Origin of the sequence: Streptomyces collinus (assembly GCF_031348265.1) — a bacterium.
Taxonomy (GTDB): Bacteria; Actinomycetota; Actinomycetes; order Streptomycetales; family Streptomycetaceae; genus Streptomyces; species Streptomyces collinus.
In genome coordinates this window covers 3,342,686-3,361,714 of the sequence record NZ_CP133771.1, presented here as the reverse complement: position 1 = coordinate 3,361,714, position 19,029 = coordinate 3,342,686, and the positions used below count along the sequence as shown (strand labels likewise).

23 protein-coding genes, 1 tRNA gene and 1 riboswitch are annotated in these 19,029 nt (G+C 70.0%); of the genes, 16 read left to right on the top strand and 8 right to left on the bottom strand.

Annotated elements, in window-relative coordinates; genetic code table 11:
• Positions 1 to 66 precede the first annotated feature (66 nt).
• Positions 67 to 411, top strand: coding sequence for a hypothetical protein (locus RFN52_RS15180; RefSeq protein ID WP_107455229.1), 345 nt, complete (start codon positions 67 to 69; stop codon positions 409 to 411).
• A 28-nt stretch (positions 412 to 439) separates the two neighbouring features.
• Here the strand turns inward: RFN52_RS15180 and RFN52_RS15175 are convergent, their stop codons facing one another.
• The gene (locus tag RFN52_RS15175) at positions 440 to 1,030 is read right to left on the bottom strand and encodes a nicotinamidase (protein ID WP_184846869.1); all 591 of its coding nucleotides are present in this window, start codon (positions 1,028 to 1,030) and stop codon (positions 440 to 442) included.
• Between the two features lie 114 nt (positions 1,031 to 1,144).
• A complete protein-coding gene (locus RFN52_RS15170; protein WP_184846868.1) occupies positions 1,145 to 2,491 on the bottom strand; it encodes a nicotinate phosphoribosyltransferase in 1,347 nt (448 codons plus the stop codon).
• 185 nt (positions 2,492 to 2,676) lie between these two features.
• Here RFN52_RS15170 and clpS point away from each other — a divergent pair, with 185 nt between their 5' ends.
• The 7 genes from clpS to RFN52_RS15135 all read left to right on the top strand — a co-directional run bounded on the left by clpS (position 2,677) and on the right by RFN52_RS15135 (position 7,524).
• Positions 2,677 to 2,994, top strand: coding sequence for an ATP-dependent Clp protease adapter ClpS (clpS, locus tag RFN52_RS15165; RefSeq protein ID WP_031102986.1), 318 nt, complete (start codon positions 2,677 to 2,679; stop codon positions 2,992 to 2,994).
• Positions 2,995 to 3,026: 32 nt separating this feature from the next.
• Positions 3,027 to 3,632: a DUF2017 domain-containing protein gene (locus RFN52_RS15160; RefSeq protein ID WP_184846867.1), complete on the top strand. Its 606-nt coding sequence runs from the start codon at positions 3,027 to 3,029 to the stop codon at positions 3,630 to 3,632.
• Between the two features lie 364 nt (positions 3,633 to 3,996).
• Complete coding sequence (locus RFN52_RS15155) at positions 3,997 to 5,424, top strand: amino acid permease (RefSeq protein ID WP_184846866.1); 1,428 nt, start codon at positions 3,997 to 3,999, stop codon at positions 5,422 to 5,424.
• Between the two features lie 131 nt (positions 5,425 to 5,555).
• Positions 5,556 to 5,978, top strand: a complete 423-nt coding sequence (locus tag RFN52_RS15150) for a M67 family metallopeptidase (protein WP_184846865.1) — start codon at positions 5,556 to 5,558, stop codon at positions 5,976 to 5,978.
• A gap of 98 nt (positions 5,979 to 6,076) precedes the next feature.
• Entirely contained in the window at positions 6,077 to 6,172 is a 96-nt protein-coding gene (locus RFN52_RS15145; protein ID WP_311125941.1) for a putative leader peptide, read from the top strand.
• Between the two features lie 116 nt (positions 6,173 to 6,288).
• Positions 6,289 to 6,567 (top strand): MoaD/ThiS family protein, encoded by a 279-nt coding sequence (locus RFN52_RS15140; protein WP_184846864.1) that lies wholly within the window; start codon positions 6,289 to 6,291, stop codon positions 6,565 to 6,567.
• A 6-nt stretch (positions 6,568 to 6,573) separates the two neighbouring features.
• Complete coding sequence (locus RFN52_RS15135; protein ID WP_161366201.1) at positions 6,574 to 7,524, top strand: PLP-dependent cysteine synthase family protein; 951 nt, start codon at positions 6,574 to 6,576, stop codon at positions 7,522 to 7,524.
• Positions 7,525 to 7,584: 60 nt separating this feature from the next.
• On the opposite strand, the gene RFN52_RS15130 is transcribed toward RFN52_RS15135, so the two are convergent.
• Positions 7,585 to 8,034, bottom strand: coding sequence for a type II toxin-antitoxin system PemK/MazF family toxin (locus tag RFN52_RS15130; RefSeq protein WP_184846863.1), 450 nt, complete (start codon positions 8,032 to 8,034; stop codon positions 7,585 to 7,587).
• A 214-nt stretch (positions 8,035 to 8,248) separates the two neighbouring features.
• Between RFN52_RS15130 and RFN52_RS15125 the strand changes: the two genes are divergently transcribed.
• The gene (locus RFN52_RS15125; RefSeq protein ID WP_184846862.1) at positions 8,249 to 9,001 is read left to right on the top strand and encodes an MBL fold metallo-hydrolase; all 753 of its coding nucleotides are present in this window, start codon (positions 8,249 to 8,251) and stop codon (positions 8,999 to 9,001) included.
• A 70-nt stretch (positions 9,002 to 9,071) separates the two neighbouring features.
• Here the strand turns inward: RFN52_RS15125 and RFN52_RS15120 are convergent, their stop codons facing one another.
• Together RFN52_RS15120 and RFN52_RS15115 are read right to left on the bottom strand one after the other, a co-directional pair.
• A complete protein-coding gene (locus RFN52_RS15120; protein ID WP_184846860.1) occupies positions 9,072 to 10,334 on the bottom strand; it encodes a PTS transporter subunit EIIC in 1,263 nt (420 codons plus the stop codon).
• 174 nt (positions 10,335 to 10,508) lie between these two features.
• Complete coding sequence (locus tag RFN52_RS15115) at positions 10,509 to 11,822, bottom strand: PTS transporter subunit EIIC (protein WP_184846858.1); 1,314 nt, start codon at positions 11,820 to 11,822, stop codon at positions 10,509 to 10,511.
• A 160-nt stretch (positions 11,823 to 11,982) separates the two neighbouring features.
• Here RFN52_RS15115 and RFN52_RS15110 point away from each other — a divergent pair, with 160 nt between their 5' ends.
• The 4 genes from RFN52_RS15110 (at position 11,983) to rdgB (ending at position 14,352) form a co-directional block, all read left to right on the top strand.
• Positions 11,983 to 12,216, top strand: coding sequence for a PTS sugar transporter subunit IIB (locus RFN52_RS15110; protein WP_033308152.1), 234 nt, complete (start codon positions 11,983 to 11,985; stop codon positions 12,214 to 12,216).
• A gap of 105 nt (positions 12,217 to 12,321) precedes the next feature.
• Positions 12,322 to 13,059: a ribonuclease PH gene (rph, locus tag RFN52_RS15105; RefSeq protein WP_033308151.1), complete on the top strand. Its 738-nt coding sequence runs from the start codon at positions 12,322 to 12,324 to the stop codon at positions 13,057 to 13,059.
• A 161-nt stretch (positions 13,060 to 13,220) separates the two neighbouring features.
• A complete protein-coding gene (locus RFN52_RS15100; RefSeq protein WP_184846856.1) occupies positions 13,221 to 13,619 on the top strand; it encodes a hypothetical protein in 399 nt (132 codons plus the stop codon).
• Positions 13,620 to 13,749: 130 nt separating this feature from the next.
• Positions 13,750 to 14,352 carry an RdgB/HAM1 family non-canonical purine NTP pyrophosphatase gene (gene rdgB / locus RFN52_RS15095; protein WP_184846853.1) on the top strand — a complete coding sequence of 201 codons (603 nt, stop codon included), beginning with the start codon at positions 13,750 to 13,752 and terminating at the stop codon, positions 14,350 to 14,352.
• A 4-nt stretch (positions 14,353 to 14,356) separates the two neighbouring features.
• Here the strand turns inward: rdgB and RFN52_RS15090 are convergent.
• Both RFN52_RS15090 and bcp read right to left on the bottom strand, forming a co-directional pair.
• A tRNA-Leu gene (locus tag RFN52_RS15090) sits at positions 14,357 to 14,443 on the bottom strand.
• 39 nt (positions 14,444 to 14,482) lie between these two features.
• Positions 14,483 to 14,950: a thioredoxin-dependent thiol peroxidase gene (gene bcp / locus RFN52_RS15085; RefSeq protein WP_184846852.1), complete on the bottom strand. Its 468-nt coding sequence runs from the start codon at positions 14,948 to 14,950 to the stop codon at positions 14,483 to 14,485.
• A gap of 95 nt (positions 14,951 to 15,045) precedes the next feature.
• On the opposite strand from bcp, the gene RFN52_RS15080 reads away from it, so the two are divergent.
• The 3 genes from RFN52_RS15080 to RFN52_RS15070 all read left to right on the top strand — a co-directional run bounded on the left by RFN52_RS15080 (position 15,046) and on the right by RFN52_RS15070 (position 16,266).
• Positions 15,046 to 15,375 (top strand): DUF3618 domain-containing protein, encoded by a 330-nt coding sequence (locus RFN52_RS15080; RefSeq protein WP_033308145.1) that lies wholly within the window; start codon positions 15,046 to 15,048, stop codon positions 15,373 to 15,375.
• 44 nt (positions 15,376 to 15,419) lie between these two features.
• Positions 15,420 to 15,776: a GroES family chaperonin gene (locus RFN52_RS15075; protein ID WP_097216896.1), complete on the top strand. Its 357-nt coding sequence runs from the start codon at positions 15,420 to 15,422 to the stop codon at positions 15,774 to 15,776.
• A gap of 67 nt (positions 15,777 to 15,843) precedes the next feature.
• Positions 15,844 to 15,911, top strand: a riboswitch (guanidine-III (ykkC-III) riboswitch).
• A 34-nt stretch (positions 15,912 to 15,945) separates the two neighbouring features.
• Positions 15,946 to 16,266: a DMT family transporter gene (locus RFN52_RS15070; protein WP_033308144.1), complete on the top strand. Its 321-nt coding sequence runs from the start codon at positions 15,946 to 15,948 to the stop codon at positions 16,264 to 16,266.
• Between the two features lie 22 nt (positions 16,267 to 16,288).
• On the opposite strand, the gene RFN52_RS15065 is transcribed toward RFN52_RS15070, so the two are convergent.
• Positions 16,289 to 18,715: a transglycosylase domain-containing protein gene (locus RFN52_RS15065; protein WP_184846850.1), complete on the bottom strand. Its 2,427-nt coding sequence runs from the start codon at positions 18,713 to 18,715 to the stop codon at positions 16,289 to 16,291.
• Between the last annotated feature and the right edge of the window lie 314 nt (positions 18,716 to 19,029).

The window sequence follows — 19,029 nt, the reverse complement described above, 5'->3', positions numbered from 1 at the left end:
CGATCCGTGTTTAGGTGCGTCCTGTGGCTCTCTTATTGACACCGACCGACACGGGGGGATGAGCGCATGGCCGCAGGAGGCTTCTGCAAGCTGCCGAACGGCACGGTGGTGGTGGCACTGAACCTGCCCAGCCCCGCCGCCGACGGCCCCGGCGCCGTCCGCGTCCTCGTCCACTCCGTGAACCGCGCCCGGGCCCTGACCAGGCTCCGCAACCTCGGTCTGCGGTCGGTCTACCTGCGCGGCAACGCGGCCCCGCCGACCCCCGACGAGATCACCGCGGTCCTGCACCACCCGGACGGCCTCATATGGCGCACGGCCCCCGACAACGGTGTCGCGTCGAGCCCGGACCTGGCCCAGGAACTGTGGCGGCCGATCAGAGCGCTCCTCAGGCGCCCGACGGCCCAGACCTGACCGGCGGACGCCCCTCTGGACGCCGGGGCTACTGCACGACCGGCTTGCCCGACAGCTCCACGCCCGCCTGGCGCAGCTCCTCCAGGGCCCGCTCGGTGCTCTCCTGGGCCACCCCGGCCGTCAGGTCCAGCAGGACCTGCGTACGGAAGCCCTCCCGGGCGGCGTCGAGGGCCGTGGCGCGCACGCAGTGGTCCGTGGCGATGCCGACCACGTCGACCTCGGTGACGTCGCGGGAGCGCAGCCAGTCGGCCAGGGGCGTGCCGTTCTCGTCCGCGCCCTCGAAACCGCTGTATGCCGCCGAGTACGCCCCCTTGTCGAACACCGCGTCGATCGAGCCGGAGGCGACGGCGGGGGCGAAGTTCGGGTGGAAGCCGACGCCCTCCGTGCCGGCGACGCAGTGCGCGGGCCAGGAGCGGGCGTAGTCCGGGTTGGCGGAGAAGTGGCCGCCGGGGGCGATGTGGTGGTCGCGGGTGGCCACGACGTGCTGGTAGCCGGACCCGGCCGCCTGCCCGATCAGCTCCGTGACGGCGGCGGCCACGTCGGCACCGCCGGACACCGCGAGGCTGCCCCCCTCGCAGAAGTCGTTCTGCACATCGACGACGATCAAGGCGCGGCGCATGGTCGGTGTCCTTCGGCTATGAGGTCGGCAAGCCCGGCCGTTGAACCACCGAGCCTATTGACAGAGGGGAGCGGACGGGAGGGGGTACGGGTCGGCGCGTCACGGCACACGCAATTAGCTACCCGAGCTCTCGTGCAGGTACTCCGTGGGAAGGACGGGCTCCCCGCGCGAGAGCTGCGTGGCCGACATCGGGAGACCCGCGCGCGCCCTCGTGTGCCGCTCGCGCGCCGCGTCCAGGGGCTCGCGCGCCACCACCTCGCCGCCCTTGACCAGCTCCACCTGCAGCTGCCGGTCCGCGAGGCCGGACGGCACCGGCCCGGTCCCGATCACCTCGGCCTCGGCGACCCCGTAGGAGTCCAGCCGCCGCGCGGCCCACTTGCGTCCGCCGACCGACGTCTTGCCGCCCGTGGACTTCTTCGCCACCGGCACCAGCGGCGCCTTCGGGCCCGTGGACTCGGCCCGCGCGACCAGCTTGTAGACCATCGAGGACGTGGGGTGGCCGGAGCCCGTCACCAGCTGCGTACCGACGCCGTAGGCGTCCACCGGCGCCGCGGCCAGCGAGGCGATCGCGTACTCGTCCAGGTCGGAGGTCACGACGATCTTCGTATCGGTTGCGCCCAGCTCGTCGAGCTGCTGGCGCACCCGGTGCGCCACGAGCAGCAGGTCACCGGAGTCGATCCGCACCGCGCCCAGCTCGGTGCCGGCGACCTCGACGGCCGTGCGGACCGCCTCGGCGACGTCGTAGGTGTCCACCAGCAGTGTGGTGCCCCGGCCCAGCGTGTTCACCTGGGCCTGGAAGGCGTCCCGCTCGCTGTCGTGCAGCAGGGTGAAGGCGTGCGCGGAGGTGCCGACGGTCGGGATGCCGTAGCGGAAGCCGGCCGCCAGGTCGGAGGTGGTCGCGAAGCCGCCGACGTACGCGGCCCGGGAGGCCGCCACCGCCGCCAGCTCGTGGGTGCGCCGGGCGCCCATCTCGATCAGCGGCCGGTCACCGGCGGCCGCCGACATGCGCGAGGCGGCCGCGGCGATCGCCGAGTCGTGGTTGAGGATCGACAGGATCACGGTCTCCAGCAGCACGCACTCGGCGAAGGTGCCCTCGACCCGCATGATCGGCGAGCCCGGGAAGTACACCTCGCCCTCGGGGTAGCCCCAGATGTCGCCGCGGAACCGGTAGCCCGCCAGCCAGTCCAGGGTCTCCTCGTCGACGATCTCCCGCTCGCGCAGGAAGCTCAGCACGGCCGTGTCGAAGCGGAAGTTCTCCACCGCGTCCAGCACCCGTCCGGTGCCGCCCACGACGCCGTAGCGGCGCCCGTTCGGCAGCCTCCGGGTGAAGACCTCGAACACGCTCCGCCGCTCGGCCGTGCCCGACGCCAGGGCGGCCCGCAGCATCGTCAGCTCGTACTGGTCCGTGAAGAGCGCCGTCGAGGGAACGTCCACCGGCAGCCCAAGGTCCGCTACGTCCACGTCAGCTCTCCTCGCCATTTCTCGCCGTGTGGTGTGTCGGCCGGGGGTCCGGGGGTTGTCCCCCGGTGTCCGCAGCATGGTGAGGAGCGTACCCCCATTTCGTCAATCTGACGATTGCGGTCCGCGGACACGCGATCGCCTTGCGGCCAGGCCCGTTTGTGCGACTACCCCCCTCGGGTGGCAGCATGGGCAGTGTGACGTCACCCGCGCCCCTGGAGATCGAACGCACCGAGTCGGCGGAGGAGGTCTTCGCCGTACCCGAGCCGGACGTCCCGTGGGTCACCATCGTCCACAACGACCCGGTCAACCTCATGAGCTATGTGACGTACGTCTTCCAGTCGTACTTCGGCTACTCCAAGGACAAGGCCACCAAGCTCATGCTCGACGTCCACCACAAGGGCCGGGCGGTCGTCTCCAGCGGCAGCCGCGAGGAGATGGAACGCGACGTGCAGGCCATGCACGGCTACGGCCTGTGGGCCACTCTCCAGCAGGACCGCAAGTAGCCAGCTCCCCGCCCAGCAGCGAAAAGGCGTTCATGCCCGGAACCTTCGAACCGCTCCCCGGCGGCGGCGCGGCCGTCGCCCTCGACGACGTCGAGATCTCCATCATCCGGTCGCTGGCCGTCCAGCTCCTGGAGCTCATCGGCCCCGGCCCCGCCGAGGACAGCGGCGACCCCCTCGCCGATCTGTTCGCCGAGGGCCCCAGCGAACCGCCCAGCGACCCGGTCCTGAGGCGGCTGTTCCCGGACGCCTACAGCGACCCGGAGGAGCCCGCCTCGCCGCGGGACGCCGAGGAGCAGAAGGCGTACTCCGCGGAGTTCCGGCGCTACACCGAGAACGATCTGCGGGCCGGCAAGCGGGACAGCGCCCTCGCGGTGATCCGCTCCCTCGACGCGCTCTCCTCCGCCTCGGCCGGCGAGGGCGGCGCGGTGCTGAAGCTGTCGCCGGCGGAGTCCCAGCAGTGGCTGGGAGCCCTGAACGACCTACGGCTCGCGATCGGCTCGCGGCTGGAGATCACCGAGGACGAGGACACCGACCTCCTCTACCGCCTCCCGGACGACGACCCCCGCAAGCCGATGGTGATGGCCTACCTCTGGCTGGGTGGACTCCAGGAGACGCTGGTCGGAACCCTTATGGCCTGATCAGTGCAGGTTGTGTGACCGGCAGGTGACCGAAGAGTGTTCGCTCAGAGGACACTCAAATCCGGATAACGATCCCGTCACCGCACCCGCCTCCTATGGCCCCCTCGAAAGCATTTTGTCCGCTTTTCCCTGTGCGGTGTGCCACATCCCCTCCCTGTGATCAGTGTTGCGGCCGTGATAAATCTTCACGACCGCCCGGCAGAACACCACCCGAATGTTCGGCCGGGTGCGCCACCGAGCCGGCAACCGCCGGCCAGGCACGAGCGGGCTTCCGGGCCCGCTCAGCTCCATCATTCCGGGGGGATCGAAACCCGATCCGAGGCCGACGAGGGCCCGGATCGGCATGGAGAAAGGCGCACCACACATGACCTCTGCGCAGGTCGACACGGAAAACGTGCCCGAGGAGGGCTACGAGCGGGGACTCGGCAGTCGCCAGGTCCAGATGATCGCGATCGGTGGCGCCATCGGCGTCGGCCTGTTCATGGGCGCCGGTGCGAACATCGCCAAGGCCGGCCCCAGCATCATCCTCATGTACGCCCTCGCCGGCGTCGTGATCTTCTTCATCATGCGGGCCCTGGGCGAGCTGCTCCTCTACCGGCCCGTCTCCGGCTCCTTCGCCGAGTACGCCCGCGAGTTCCTCGGCCCGTTCTTCGGGTTCGTCACGGGCTGGACGTACTGGCTCATGTGGGTGGTCACCGGCATGGCCGAACTGACGGCCGCCGCGATCTACATCCACTTCTGGTTCCCGGAGATCCCCCAGTGGGTCAGCGCCCTGGTGTTCCTGGTGGTGCTCTTCGGCGTCAACCTGATCTCCGTCAAGATCTTCGGCGAGGTCGAGTTCTGGTTCTCGATGATCAAGGTCACGGCCATCATCGGCATGATCGTCATCGGTCTCGGCGTGCTCACCCTCGGCTTCTCCGACGCCGGTGACACCGCCACCGTCTCCAACCTCTGGGCGCACGACGGCTTCTTCCCGAACGGCATCGGCTCCAGCCTGATGACGCTCCAGGGCGTCATGTTCGCCTACCTCGCCGTCGAGCTCGTCGGCGTCACCGCGGGCGAGTCCGAGAACCCCGAGAAGACCCTGCCCAAGGCCATCAACACCCTGCCCTGGCGCATCATCGTCTTCTACGTCGGCGCCCTGCTGGTGATCCTCTCCGTCGTGAAGTGGACCGAGTTCTCCGCCGGTGAGAGCCCGTTCGTGCACGCCTTCGGCAAGATCGGCATCCCGCTCGCCGCGGGCATCGTGAACTTCGTGGTGCTCACCGCGGCCCTGTCGTCCTGCAACTCGGGCATGTACTCCACCGGCCGGATGCTGCGCGACCTGGCGTCCAACAGTGAGGCGCCGCAGGCGTTCGGCAAGCTCAACGCCCGCAAGACGCCCGCCGTCGGCATCACCGTCTCCGTCGCGCTCATGGGCATCGGCGTCGTCCTGAACTACGTCGTCCCGGAGAAGGCGTTCCTCTACGTCACCTCCGTCGCCACCGCCGCCGGCATCTGGACCTGGATGATGATCCTCGTCAGCCACATCCGCTACCGCGCCGCGGTCGACGCGGGCCGGCTGCGCGCCTCGTCCTTCCCCGCTCCCGGCGGTGCGCTCTTCAGCTGGGTCGCGCTGCTCTTCCTCATCGGCGTGACCTGCATGATCGCGTACGACAAGGACGCGCGGGTCTGCCTGTACGTCGCGGCCGGCTGGGCCGTCGCCCTCGGCGTCGGCTGGGCGGTCCTCAAGCGCCGCAACCCGCAGCTCACCGAGCGCCGCGGCGACGCGGAGTTCGAGAAGGTCGGCTGACCACCCCAGGACGTCCAGCCGCAGGGAGTACTCGTGGCACCCCCTGCGGCTGCCGCTCAGGGCGTCCGGCATATGGGCCGTTCCGTACCAACCCTCGGTACGGAACGGCCCTTCTGCTTATCCTGACGAGCATGCTGACCATCACCCAGGCCCTCGTCGACCAGATCGTCGCCCACGCGCGCAAGGACCACCCCGACGAGGCGTGCGGCGTCGTCGCCGGCCCGGCGGGCTCGGACCGCCCCGAGCGCTTCATCCCCATGCTCAACGCGGCCATGTCGCCCACGTTCTACGAGTTCGACTCCGGCGACCTGCTCAAGCTCTACCGCGAGATGGACGACCGCGACGAGGAGCCGGTGGTCATCTACCACTCCCACACCGCGACCGAGGCCTACCCCTCGCGCACCGACATCTCCTACGCCAACGAGCCCGGCGCCCACTACGTCCTCGTCTCCACCGCCGACACCGACGGCGCCGGCGAGTTCCAGTTCCGCTCCTTCCGGATCGTCGAGGGCGAGGTCACGGAGGAGGAGGTCCAGGTCATCGAGGCATACTGAGGACGCCTGAACAGCGCGGTCTCACTCCCCGGCCCGGAAACGTCCGCCATGTGGGATCACATTCCAGAACCCGGACCGGGAATCGATACGATGAGCCCATGGTTTTCCACGACGTGAGCGACAAGACGCCGGGCGAGCTGCTCGTGGCGCGGCTGCACGTCGACCTGTGCAGGCTCGCCAGCGCCATCTGTTGACGCAGGTCCCTGCCGCCGTACGGCCGTGAGCCGCGGCGCCGCACACACGCACCACCCCGCCGTTCCTGCGCTGCCGCGCGCCCCGACCGACTACTCCCGACAGGAGCCCTGAAGCCATGGCCATCGAGGTCCGCATCCCGACCATCCTCCGCACCTACACCGACGGTCAGAAGGCGGTGGAGGGCAGCGGTGACACCCTCGCCGACCTGTTCACCGACCTCGAAACCCGCCACGCCGGCATCCAGGCCCGCATCGTGGACGGCGACAGCCTGCGCCGCTTCGTCAACGTCTACCTGAACGACGAGGACGTCCGCTTCCTCGACGGCATCAACACCAAGCTGTCGGACGGCGACAACGTCACGATCCTGCCGGCCGTGGCCGGCGGCATGGTCTGATCACCGATGCGTTACGACTCCCCCCTGGCCGCGGTCGGCAACACCCCTCTGGTGCGCCTGCCGCGGCTGTCGCCGTCCGCCGACGTCCGCATCTGGGCGAAGCTGGAGGACCGCAACCCGACGGGATCGGTCAAGGACCGTCCGGCCCTGCACATGATCGAGCAGGCGGAGAAGGACGGCCGCCTGACCCCGGGCTGCACCATCCTGGAGCCGACGTCGGGCAACACCGGCATCTCCCTGGCCATGGCGGCGAAACTCAAGGGCTACCGCATCGTCTGCGTGATGCCGGAGAACACCTCGCAGGAACGCCGGGACCTGCTGGGCATGTGGGGCGCGGAGATCATCTCCTCCCCGGCGGCGGGCGGCTCCAACACCGCCGTGCGCGTCGCCAAGGAGCTCTCGGCCGAGCACCCCGACTGGGTGATGCTCTACCAGTACGGCAACCCGGACAACGCGGGCGCCCACTACGCCACCACCGGCCCCGAGATCCTCGCCGACCTGCCGTCCGTCACGCACTTCGTGGCCGGCCTCGGCACCACCGGCACCCTCATGGGCGTGGGCCGCTTCCTGCGCGAGCACAAGCCGGACGTCCAGATCGTCGCCGCCGAACCGCGCTATGACGACCTGGTCTACGGCCTGCGCAACCTCGACGAGGGTTTCGTCCCCGAGCTGTACGACGCGTCCGTCCTCACCAGCCGCTTCTCGGTCGGCTCGGCGGACGCGGTCACCCGCACCCGCGAGCTGCTCCAGCAGGAGGGCATCTTCGCCGGCGTGTCCACGGGCGCCGCGCTGCACGCCGCGATCGGCGTCGGCAAGAAGGCCGTCAAGGCGGGGGAGAGCGCCGACATCGTCTTCGTCGTCGCCGACGGCGGCTGGAAGTACCTCTCGACGGGCGTCTACACGGCGGCCACCACGGAGGAGGCCATCGACACCGTCCAGGGCCAGCTCTGGGCGTAGCCGACGGCGAACACCGACACGACGAAGGGCCGGAGTCACGACTCCGGCCCTTCGTCGTGCTCAGCCCGCCAGGTACCGCACCCGGTCCCACAGCGCCGGATCCACCACGCCGATCCGCCGCCGGAATCCCCACACCGGGACCTCCCGCAGCTCGTCCGTCTCCAGGAAACTCGCCCGGGCCCGGACGTCGCCCACCGAGCCGGGCGGCAGCGGGATCACCCCGGCGCGATCGCCCCGGAACCGGGTGGTGATCTTCGCGACCGTCGCCCGCTCCCCGCGCACCGCCAGCACCAGACAGGGGCGGTCCTTCGTACGGGTCTCGTCCTCGTAGGGGACGTCCGCCCACCAGATCTCCGCCGGCTGCGGCCGGCTCTCCGGCGCGGCGGCCGGTGCCGCCGTCCGCACCCGCCGGGCGGACGGCCGCCGGCCCCGGCCCCAGCCGTCGACGAGCGTGGCGACGAGCGCGAGCAGTACCACCGCGGCGAGCGCCAGCCACCAGGACGTGTCCATACTGAGACGTTACCGGCGCCGCCCCTGCCGCGCGCCCCCCTCACGAGGATCACCTGCCGGCCCTGCCAGCCGAACCGGTGACAGCACAGGTGAGTTCGCCCACAACAGGCCTTTGTGGAGGAGCTACCGGAGGTTTTGCGCCTTACGCTCGACGGACCGCACGACCCCCCGACGCCCCTCTCAGACTTATCCCGCCAGCGGAGGTTTCTGCTTCATGAAGCTCACCGTCGTCGGCTGCTCGGGGTCGTTCCCGTCCGCGGAATCGGCCTGCTCGAGCTACCTCGTCGAGGCCGACGGCTTCCGGCTGCTTCTCGACATGGGCAACGGTGCCCTGGGCGAGCTGCAGCGCCACTGCGGTCTCTACGACCTCGACGCGATCTTCCTCAGCCATCTGCACGCCGACCACTGCATCGACATGTGCGCGTACTTCGTCGCGCGCTACTACCGCCACGACGGCGGCCGCTGCGATCCACTCCCCGTCTTCGGCCCCGAAGGCACGGAACACCGGCTGACCACCGCCTACGCGGACACCCCCTCCGCCTCCTCCATGAGCGAGGTCTTCGACTTCCACACGGTCAAGCCGTCCACCTTCGAGATCGGCCCGTTCACGGTGCACACCGAGCGCGTCGCCCATCCCGTGGAGGCCTACGGCATCCGGATCGAGCACGGCGGCAAGGTCCTGACGTACTCCGGTGACACCGGCGTGAGCCCCGCGCTGGACGAACTCGCCCGGGACGCCGACCTGTTCCTGTGCGAGGCGGCCTTCACGCACGGCAAGGAGAACATCCCCGACCTGCACCTCAACGGCCGCGAGGCGGGTGAGACGGCGGCCCGGGCCGGAGCACGCCGCCTGGTCCTCACCCACGTCCCGCCGTGGACGGACCCCCAGGTCAACCTCGCCGACGCCCGCGAGGTGTACGACGGTCCGGTGGACCTCGCGGCGCCCCGGCAGGCGTACGAGATCTAGGCCCCGGCGCCCGCACACGCGAAGGCCCCGGAACCCGCTCGGGTTCCGGGGCCTCCTGCGTGGCGCTGGCCTACTTGGCCTCGGCCTTCTGCAGCTCGGCGAGTTCCTCGTCGGACTCGCGGCCCGGCGTCGGCAGGTTGAACTTGGTGATCGCGAAGCGGAACACCACGTAGTAGACCGCCGCGAAGCACAGACCGACCAGGGCCAGGCCCCACGGGTTGGTCGCGATGCCGAGGTTCAGAGCGAAGTCGATCGCACCGGCCGAGAAGCCGAAGCCGTCCTTCATTCCCAGGGCCCAGGTCAGCGCCATCGAGACACCGGTGAGCACGGCGTGGATCGCGTACAGCACCGGCGCGATGAACATGAAGGTGAACTCGATCGGCTCGGTGACGCCGGTGACGAACGAGGTCAGCGCGAGGGACAACATCATGCCGCCGACGACCTTGCGACGCTCTGGCCGCGCGCAGTGCACGATCGCGAGGCAGGCGGCTGGCAGGGCGAACATCATGATCGGGAAGAAGCCGGTCATGAACTGCCCGGCGGTCGGGTCGCCGGCGAGGAAGCGGGCGATGTCACCGTTCTTGCCCTCGTACTCGCCGGCCTGGAGCCACGGGAACGAGTTCAGCAGGTGGTGCATGCCGACCGGGATCAGCGCGCGGTTGGCGAGACCGAAGATGCCCGCGCCCACCGCGCCGGAACCGACCAGCCACTCACCGAAGTTGTGCAGGCCCGCGCCGAGGACCGGCCAGATGTATCCGAAGACGATGCCGATGATCAGACCCGCGAAGGCCGACAGGATCGGGACCAGCCGGCGTCCGCCGAAGAAGCCGGCCCAGTCCGGCAGCTTGGTGCGGTAGAAGCGCTGGTAGAGCAGGGCGACGACGATGCCCATGACCACGCCGCCGAGGACTCCGGCGTTGACCGCCTTCTCCACCATGACGACCTTGCCGTCGACGGCGGTCGGCACCTTCGGCTGGTTCGGGTCGGTGAAGGTGGCGAGCACCCGCTGGAAGACCAGGTAGCCGGTGACGGCGGCGAGCGCCGTGGAGCCGTCCGACTTCTTGGCGAAGCCGATCGCGATACCCACGGCGAACAGCAGCGCCATGTTGTCCAGGATCGCGTTGCCGCCCGCGGCCATGAAACTGGCGATCTTCGTCAGGAAGGCGGGGAACTCAGGGCGGCCCAGCATGTCGTCGTTGCCCAGCCGGACGAGCAGGGCGGCGGCGGGCAGTACGGCGACCGGCAGCATCAGGCTGCGGCCGATCCGCTGCATGACGGCCATCACGGCCGAGCCCTTCTTCGGGCTCGCGGGCGCGGCAGTGTCTGTGGACATGATCTTCCTCCAGGGGGCACGGCGCCGACCAGGAAGCATGCGAAGGGGGACGGCGGCGTCTCAAAGAAAGGGGAACGCGGTCATCGCCGCGCGACCTCCACCAAGTGGTGTAGACCAGTTGTAGCACGGTAGGCCGAACGAGTGGAACCCGCCAATTCCACCCCGCTGTGACGATCACGCCTTGGCGCTGTCCTCGACCTCTTCGGCCGGCTCACGCCCCGGGGTCCTCAGGTCGAACTTCGTGATCGCGAACCGGAAGATCACGTAGTAGAGGAGCGCGAACCCCAGCCCGATCGGGACGATCAGCCACGGTCTGGTCGCCAGATTCCAGTTGATGACGTAGTCGATCAGCCCTGCCGAGAAGCTGAACCCGTCGTGCACCCCCAGCCCCCACGTCACCGCCATCGACACCCCCGTCAGCAGCGCGTGCACCACGTACAGCGCCGGCGCGACGAACAGGAACGAGTACTCGATCGGCTCCGTGATGCCCGTGACGAACGACGTCAGCGCCACCGACAGCATCAGGCCACCGACCTCCTTACGCCGGTCCGGCCGCGCACAGTGCGTGATCGCCAGCGCCGCCGCCGGCAGGGCGAACATCATGATCGGGAAGAACCCCGAGGTGAACTGGCCGGCGTCCGGATCCCCCGCCAGGAACATGTTGATGTCACCGTGCACCACCGTCCCGTCCGGCTTGGTGAACGAGCCGAACTGGAACCAGATGGGCACGTTCAGGAACTGGTGCAGCCCCACCACCAGCAACGCCCGGTTCGCCACCCCGAACACGCCCGCGCCCCACGCGTCCAGCCCGTCCATCCAGTCGCTGAAACTCTCCAGCGCGTCACCGACCGGCGGCCACACCCACAGGCACAGCGCGGCGAACGCGATCGCCACGAACGCCATGATGATCGGCACCAGCCGCCGCCCGTTGAAGAACCCCAGCCAGTCCACCAGCCGCGTCCGGTGGAACCGGGCCCAGAAGAACGCCGTGAGCAGCCCCATCACGATCCCGCCGAACACCCCCGGATTCTGGAACGCGAACGCCGTGACCTCCCGGCCCCCGTCGGTCACCTGACACCCGACGTTCGGCACGGCCACCGACCCCTCGGGACAGCCCTCGGGGAACTGCCGCAGCACCGTGAAGTACACGAGGAACCCCGCCACGGCCGCCAGCGCCGTCGAACCGTCCGACTTCTTCGCCATCCCGATCGCAACGCCCACACAGAACAGCAGCGGCAGCCCCAGCGAACCGTCCAGCAGCGCTCCGCCCGCCCCCACCATCACCTTCGAGACGTTCGTCCAGCCCAGGCCGTCATCCCCGAACACGTCCGGCTGCCCCAGCCGGTTGAGGATCCCCGCCGCCGGCAGCACCGCGATCGGCAGTTGCAGACTGCGGCCCATCTTCTGCAGCCCCTGGAACAGCCGGTTCCAGCGAACACGGGCGGGGCTGACGGCGGCCTCGGCGCCGGCGGGGCTGTCGGCACTCATTCCGGTCCCTTTGTCGGGAGGCCTACTCGTGGTGTAGACCAGTCGTTCGACGGTCGCGCTGATGTGACGCCATCCTTCGGCACACACGACATGGCCGCTCGCGAAGTTGGGCCAACTGTGGGTTACTGCGACAAAGCGGTTCGGATCAGGGAGAACGAACATGGCCAGCAAGGCTGAGAAGATCGTTGCCGGGCTCGGTGGCATCGACAACATCGAAGAGGTCGAAGGCTGCATCACCCGCCTGCGGACCGAGGTCGTCGACCCCGCCAAGGTCGACGAGGCCGCCCTGAAGGCCGCCGGCGCCCACGGCGTCGTCAAGATGGGCACCGCGATCCAGGTCGTCATCGGCACCGACGCCGACCCCATCGCCGCGGACATCGAAGACATGATGTGAAGAGCGGGGATCGTCCCGGGCTACATCCCCTGACACACCCCCGGCACACCAAGGCCCCTCCCACCGCGGGAGGGGCCTTCGGCACGTACGGATAGGCTCAGCCGCATGTCTCGAATCGACGGCCGCACCCCCCAACAGCTCCGCCCCATCACCATCGAGCGCGGCTGGAGCAAGCACGCCGAAGGCTCCGTCCTGGTCTCCTTCGGCGACACCAAGGTCTTCTGCACCGCCTCCGTCACCGAAGGCGTCCCGCGCTGGCGCAAGGGCAGCGGCGAAGGCTGGGTCACCGCCGAGTACTCCATGCTGCCCCGCGCCACCAACACCCGCGGCGACCGTGAGTCCGTCAAGGGCCGCATCGGCGGACGCACCCACGAGATCAGCCGCCTCATCGGCCGCTCCCTGCGCGCCGTCATCGACTACAAGGCGCTCGGCGAGAACACGATCGTCCTCGACTGCGACGTCCTCCAGGCCGACGGCGGCACCCGCACGGCCGCGATCACCGGCGCCTACGTGGCACTGGCCGACGCCGTCGCCTGGGCCCAGGGCAGGAAGCTCATCAAGGCCGGCCGTAAGCCCCTCACCGGCACCGTCTCCGCCGTCTCCGTCGGCATCGTCGGCGGCGTCCCCCTCCTCGACCTCTGCTACGAGGAAGACGTCAAGGCCGACACGGACATGAACGTCGTCTGCACCGGCGACGGCCGCTTCGTCGAGGTCCAGGGCACCGCCGAAGCCGAGCCCTTCGCCCGCGACGAACTGAACGCCCTCCTCGACCTCGCCGTCGCCGGCTGCGCCGATCTCGCCGCCCACCAGCGCACCGCACTCGACGCCGTCCTCGAAAAGTAAGCCGCCCTCGAAAAGTAAAGGGCACACCAAGACGGGTGCTCGGCTCGGGCAACCGAGCGGAGCCCACTGGCGTCTGAAGGAGTACGGGCGCACGGCTCATCCCTGTGCGCCCGGCCAGCCACGCGGGCCCGACCGGCCCGCCGAACGAGAGGGACCGCTCCATGGCCGCGAGCCGCCGACGCCGCACCGCAGCCGTCGCCGCCACCCTGGCGGCCGTCGCGCTGACCGCCGGACTGACCACCGGCTGCGCCGCCGTCGACAAGGCGCTGGACTGCGTCCAGACCGCCGACGCCATCGCCGACAGCGTCACGGAACTCCAGCAGGCGGTCGACAGCGCGGCGAACGACCCGACGCAGCTCAACGAGTCCCTCGACTCCATCGACAAGAACCTCGGCGAGATCGGCGACAAGACCGACAACGCGGATGTCAGCAAGGCCGTCGACGACCTGAACAAGGCGGTCGACAACGTCCGCACGTCGATCGAGAACGGCGACGAGACGCCCGACATCAGCCCGGTCACGGACGCGGCGGGCGAACTGACGAAGGTCTGCACGCCGTGACGCCGCGCTAGCTGAGCCTGGCCTCCTCGTCTGCCGGGTTCCGCTCGGTGGCGGGCAGCGGGTTCGTGGTGGTCGCTCGCGCAGTTCCCCGCGCCCCTGCCGGGGCGCGCTCCCGGCCATACTGGTGGCCATGAGTCGCCTGATCCTCGCCACCCGTAACGCCGGGAAGATCACCGAACTTCGCGCGATCCTCGCCGAAGCCGGGCTGCCCCATGAACTCGTCGGCGCCGACGCCTACCCGGACATCCCCGACGTCAAGGAGACCGGGGTGACGTTCGCCGAGAACGCGCTTCTCAAGGCCCACGCCCTCGCCCGGGCGACGGGCCTCCCGGCCGTCGCCGACGACTCGGGCCTCTGCGTGGACGTCCTCAACGGCGCCCCCGGCATCTTCTCCGCCCGCTGGGCCGGCCGGCACGGCGACGACAAGGCCAACCTGGACCTCCTCCTCGCCCAGCTCTCGGACATCGCCGACGGGCACCGCGGCGCCCACTTCGCCTGCGCGGCGGCCCTCGCCCTGCCCGACGGCACGGAGAGGGTGGTCGAGGGACAGCTCCGCGGCACCCTCCGTCACGAGCCGACGGGCACGGGCGGCTTCGGCTACGACCCGGTCCTCCAGCCGGAGGGCGAGCAGCGCACGTGCGCCGAACTGACCCCCCAGGAGAAGAACGCGATCAGCCACCGGGGGAAGGCGTTCCGGGCGCTGGTGCCCGTCGTGCGCGAGCTGCTCGGCTGAACTCTGGTGCGGCCGGAGGGACTCGAACCCTCACGGGAGTTACCCCACTGGGACCTAAACCCAGCGTGACTGCCAGTTCCACCACGGCCGCCTGGCGTTGCCCGGCCATGCTACTGGTCGGGCAACGTCCTCAGACTCCCAGATCCTTGATGATCTTGGCGACGTGGCCGGTGGCCTTGACGTTGTACAGGGCGCGTTCGACCTTGCCCTCCTCGTCCACCACGATCGTGGAGCGGATGACGCCGACGACCGTCTTGCCGTATAGCTTCTTCTCGCCAAAGGCGCCGTAGGACTCCAGGACCTGCTTGTCCGGGTCGCCGAGCAGCGTGACCTTCAGGGACTCCTTGTCGCGGAACTTGGCCAGCTTCTCCGGCTTGTCGGGGGAGATGCCGATGACGTCGTAGCCCGCGCCCGCCAGCAGCTCCAGGTTGTCCGTGAAGTCGCAGGCCTGCTTCGTGCAGCCGGGCGTGAGGGCCGCCGGGTAGAAGTACACGATGACCTTGCGGCCCTTGTGGTCCGACAGGGACACCTCGGTGCCGTCGGCGTCGGGCAGGGTGAAGGCGGGGGCCACGTCCCCCGGCTGGAGTCGCTCGCTCATCTGGCCAGCGTAACCGGGGGTGCTGACAGTGTGATGACCCGTGGAGCTGACAGACTGTCCTGCACAGGCTTCACACCGACTTCGGAGGCGACACGGTGGCGGACACGGCGGACTCCAGGACCCCGGCGCAGATCGAGGCGGACATCAGGCGCCGCCGCGCGACCCTGGCCGAGACCCTCGACGAGATCGGGGTGCGGGTGCACCCCAAGACGATCGTCGGGGATGCCAAGGCCAAGGTCGCTTCCAACATCGACCACACCCTCGGACGGGCTTACGTGGGGGTGAACCGGGCCGTCACCGATGTGCGCGCCCGGTTCGTGGACGAGGACGGCGCGCCCCGGCTGGAGCGTGTCGTGCCCGTCGCGCTCGTCGTCGTGGGCGTGGTCGGGCTGCTCGCGGTCAGCACGCGGCGGCGCAAGGGCTGACCCGACTGCGTACGTTTGCGGGGGAGACAGGTAGGTTTCAGGGCGTGAGCGCCAAGAGAAACGAGCACAGTACCCATCCGGACAAGCTGCCGATCCGGATGCTGCACGACCGCGTACTCGTGCGGCAGGACACCAGCGAGGGCGAGCGGCGTTCCGGCGGCGGCATCCTGATCCCCGCCACGGCCGCGGTCGGCCGGCGCCTGGCGTGGGCCGAGGTCGTCGCGGTGGGGCAGAACGTGCGGACCGTGGAGACGGGCGACCGGGTGCTGTACGACCCGGAGGACCGTGCCGAGGTCGAGGTGCGGGGAGTCGCGTACGTGCTCATGCGCGAGCGTGATCTGCACGCCGTGGCCGCGGACCGCTTCGAGGGCGCCGAGGACTCGACGGGCCTGTACCTGTAGGTCCGGCGGCGGTAGCGCGAAAAGGGGCCGGTGACAGTGGTCACCGGCCCCTTCGCCGTGTCGTGGGGCTTTGCTACGTTGGAGGGACCCCGACGAGACGCGCCGTACCGGGATCAAGGGCAAAGACGACGCACCGACACCGTCAGCCCGTATCCCGGAGGTGCCCGTCATGGCCTGGGTTCTGCTCGTCGTCGCCGGTCTGCTGGAGGTGGGCTGGTCCGTCGGCATGAAGTACACCGATGGCTTCACCCGCCCGCTGCCCAGCCTGCTCACCGGCGCCGGCATCGTCGCCAGCATGCTGCTGCTGTCGCAGGCCGCCAAGACCCTCCCCATCGGTACCGCCTACGGCGTGTGGGTGGGGATCGGTGCGGCCGGGGCGGCGGTGTTCGGCATGGCGGTGCTGGGTGAGCCGGCGACCGCCGCCCGGATCTTCTTCGTGTGCCTGCTGCTGGTCGCCGTGGTGGGGCTGAAGGCGACCAGCGGTCACTGAGGGGTCCTGGGGGCTCGGGGCGCTACTCGCGGCGGGCGGTCTGCGGCACCACACCCCAGCCGGGGCCGGTCGGGCCGCCCGTCGCGCCGCCGTCGCTCGTGTCGCCGCCGCCACCGCCCTCCGTGGTGCCGCCGTCGGCCGTACCGCCGTCCGTGGTGCCGCCGTCGGTCGTGCCGCCGTCCGCGGTGCCGCCGCCCGTGGGCGACTCGCCGCCGGTGCCGCCGTCCGTGGTGCCGCCGTCGGTCTGCCCCTCGGTCTGCCCCTCGGTCTGCCCCTCGGGGGCGCTGGGGCTCTGGCCGGGCGTCTCGGTGGCGGTGTCCTCGCCGCCGGTGGTCGTGCCGCCGTCGGCGGTGCCGCCGGTGGTCGGGTCGGCGGGGGCCTCGCTGCTGGGGGCCTGCGAGACGTCGGAGCCCGGCTGGAGCCTGAGGTCGAACTCCTTGACGGGCTTGCCCTTGAGGGCGTCCTGCGTGAACTGCGTCCAGATCTCCGCCGGCGCCCCGCCGCCGTTGATGCGCGGCAGGCCCATCGCGCCGTACAGCGACTTGTGCGCGGCGGTGACCGGGTCCTGGCCCATGACGGAGACGACGGTGGCGAGGTCGGGGGTGTAGCCCGCGAACCAGGCCGCCGTGTCCTCCTCGGCGGTGCCGGTCTTGCCGGCGACCGGGCGGCCCGCGGCCTGCGCGGCGGAGGCCGTGCCGTTCTGGACGACGCTGCGCAGCATGGAGGTGGTGGTGTCGGCGGCCTCGCGGCTCACGGCCTGCCGGGTGCGCCGCTCGGGCAGCTCGATCGGCGTGCCCTCCTTGGTGACCTTCTCGACCACCGTGTAGGTGCCGTGCCGCCCGTGGTTGGCGAGCGTGGCGTAGGCCTCCGCCATGTCGAGGACGCTGGCGGTGGCGGTGCCCAGCGCGATGGCGGGGCCGTCGGCGAGGTCGGGGGTGGCCTCGGGGACGCCCAGGTCGATCGCGGTCTGCTTGACCTTCGCGGGGCCGACGTCGGCGGCCATCTGCGCGTACACCGAGTTCACGGAGCTGTCGGTGGCCTCGGTGACGGTGATGTCGCCGTAGGAGCGCTGGTCCTCGTTCTCGGGGTTGTACGGCTCGCCGGCCCAGCCCTGGACCACGCGCTTGTTGGTGCCGTCGTAGATCGTGTTCGGGGTGATGACGCGGCCGTCCTGGGTCTCCGAGTGGTTCTCGACGGCCGAGGTGAACACGAACGGCTTGAACGTGGAGCCGACCTGGAAGTCCCTGCGGGTGGCGTTCGGGGTGTACTGCTTGACGTAGTCGACGCCGTTGTACATCGCCACGACCTTGCCGGTCTTCGGGTCGACGGAGGCGCCGCCGGCGCGGACGTAGCCGTCGACCTTGTTGTCCTTCTTGTCGAGCTTGGACATCAGCTTGTCGTTGACGGCCTTCACGAACGCGTCCTGCTTGCCCTTCTGCAGGGTGGTCGTGATGCGGTAGCCGCCGGCGTCGAGCTTGCTCTCGTCGATGATCTTGTTGTCGGTGAGGTAGTCCTTGACGATCCGGACGATGTAGCCGCGCTGCCCGGACATGCCGGTGGAGAGGGTGGACTCCTTCGGCATGGGGAACTTCATGCCGGCCCGCTTCGACTCGCTGAGCCAGCCCTTCTTGACCATGCCGTCCAGGACGTAGTTCCAGCGGGACTCGGCGGCCTTGCGGTTCTCCGGGTGGGCGACGACGTCGTACTGGCTGGGGGCGTTGACGAGCGCGGCGAGGTAGGCGGAGCGGGCCGGGTCGAGGTCCTTGGCGTCCATGCCGTAGTAGGCCTGGGCGGCGGCCTGGATGCCGTAGGCGTTGCGGCCGAAGTAGCTGGTGTTGAGGTAGCCCTCCAGGATGTGGTCCTTGCTGACCTCGCGGTCCAGCTTGATCGCGATGAAGAACTCCTTGGCCTTGCGCGTGACGGTCTGTTCCTGGCGCAGGTAGTAGTTCTTCACGTACTGCTGGGTGATCGTGGAGCCGGACTGCTTGCCCTTGCCGAGGGCGGTGTTCCAGGCGGCGCGGACCATGGCCTTGGGGTCGACGGCGGACTCGGTGTAGAAGTCGCGGTCCTCGGCGGCCAGGATCGCGTGCCGGGCGGGCTTGGAGATCTGCGGGAGGGTGACGTTCTCCCGGTTGACCTCGCCGTCGCGGGCGATCACCGAGCCGTCCGCGTAGAGGTAGACGTTGGCCTGCTTGGTGGCGAGCGCGTTGGCCGGGGGGATCTTCACGAGGGAGTAGCCCAGGAAGAACCCGCCGACCAGCAGCAGGACGACGATGACGAAGCCGCCGAGCGTCATGCGCCAGGTCGGGATCGCCCGGCGCCAGCCGGTCCGCTTCGGTTTCCCGGCCGCCGTGGCCGCGGGCGTGCCCGGGTCGCCGTCGGCGTGCGCCTGCGGCTGGCTCGCTGCCCAGCCCGGATTCGGCTGCTGCGGCTGAGGCTCGTCACTCATGTCGTGCACGGACTCCTGTTTCGCGTCGTACGTCGTTCCCGTACGTCTCTGCTCGCTCTTGCGCCCCTGTGATGAAGACTGTCCCATCCGTTGATCAGTTCCCTGATCGAGGGCCGGGTCGTGTGCCGTGTGGTGAGGCGGGCCGCGTGCGGGCGGGTGCGCGGGCGGGCACGGGGTCAAACGCGTTGCTCCGCACGCCTGCCCGAATCGTGATCTCGCCTGCGCGACATTCGCCCGAAGGGGGACACGGCCGTGGATCGCGACGGCTCGTACGCTCCGCCCGGCCGGCACCGCCGCCACGCTGCTCGCCCTGG

Bases quoted from the DNA above. Each gene is read 5' to 3' on its own strand.
- RFN52_RS15155 (WP_184846866.1), top strand. From the start codon at position 3,997: ATGACCTCTGCGCAGGTCGACACGGAAAACGTGCCCGAGGAGGGCTAC.
- RFN52_RS15065 (WP_184846850.1), bottom strand. From the start codon at position 18,715: ATGAGTGACGAGCCTCAGCCGCAGCAGCCGAATCCGGGCTGGGCAGCG.
- RFN52_RS15180 (WP_107455229.1), top strand. From the start codon at position 67: ATGGCCGCAGGAGGCTTCTGCAAGCTGCCGAACGGCACGGTGGTGGTG.
- RFN52_RS15145 (WP_311125941.1), top strand. From the start codon at position 6,077: ATGGTTTTCCACGACGTGAGCGACAAGACGCCGGGCGAGCTGCTCGTG.
- RFN52_RS15120 (WP_184846860.1), bottom strand. From the start codon at position 10,334: ATGTCCACAGACACTGCCGCGCCCGCGAGCCCGAAGAAGGGCTCGGCC.
- RFN52_RS15150 (WP_184846865.1), top strand. From the start codon at position 5,556: ATGCTGACCATCACCCAGGCCCTCGTCGACCAGATCGTCGCCCACGCG.
- rdgB (WP_184846853.1), top strand. From the start codon at position 13,750: ATGAGTCGCCTGATCCTCGCCACCCGTAACGCCGGGAAGATCACCGAA.
- rph (WP_033308151.1), top strand. From the start codon at position 12,322: ATGTCTCGAATCGACGGCCGCACCCCCCAACAGCTCCGCCCCATCACC.
- bcp (WP_184846852.1), bottom strand. From the start codon at position 14,950: ATGAGCGAGCGACTCCAGCCGGGGGACGTGGCCCCCGCCTTCACCCTG.
- RFN52_RS15100 (WP_184846856.1), top strand. From the start codon at position 13,221: ATGGCCGCGAGCCGCCGACGCCGCACCGCAGCCGTCGCCGCCACCCTG.
- RFN52_RS15110 (WP_033308152.1), top strand. From the start codon at position 11,983: ATGGCCAGCAAGGCTGAGAAGATCGTTGCCGGGCTCGGTGGCATCGAC.
- RFN52_RS15130 (WP_184846863.1), bottom strand. From the start codon at position 8,034: ATGGACACGTCCTGGTGGCTGGCGCTCGCCGCGGTGGTACTGCTCGCG.
- RFN52_RS15140 (WP_184846864.1), top strand. From the start codon at position 6,289: ATGGCCATCGAGGTCCGCATCCCGACCATCCTCCGCACCTACACCGAC.
- RFN52_RS15175 (WP_184846869.1), bottom strand. From the start codon at position 1,030: ATGCGCCGCGCCTTGATCGTCGTCGATGTGCAGAACGACTTCTGCGAG.
- RFN52_RS15160 (WP_184846867.1), top strand. From the start codon at position 3,027: ATGCCCGGAACCTTCGAACCGCTCCCCGGCGGCGGCGCGGCCGTCGCC.
- clpS (WP_031102986.1), top strand. From the start codon at position 2,677: ATGGGCAGTGTGACGTCACCCGCGCCCCTGGAGATCGAACGCACCGAG.
- RFN52_RS15135 (WP_161366201.1), top strand. From the start codon at position 6,574: ATGCGTTACGACTCCCCCCTGGCCGCGGTCGGCAACACCCCTCTGGTG.
- RFN52_RS15070 (WP_033308144.1), top strand. From the start codon at position 15,946: ATGGCCTGGGTTCTGCTCGTCGTCGCCGGTCTGCTGGAGGTGGGCTGG.
- RFN52_RS15115 (WP_184846858.1), bottom strand. From the start codon at position 11,822: ATGAGTGCCGACAGCCCCGCCGGCGCCGAGGCCGCCGTCAGCCCCGCC.
- RFN52_RS15125 (WP_184846862.1), top strand. From the start codon at position 8,249: ATGAAGCTCACCGTCGTCGGCTGCTCGGGGTCGTTCCCGTCCGCGGAA.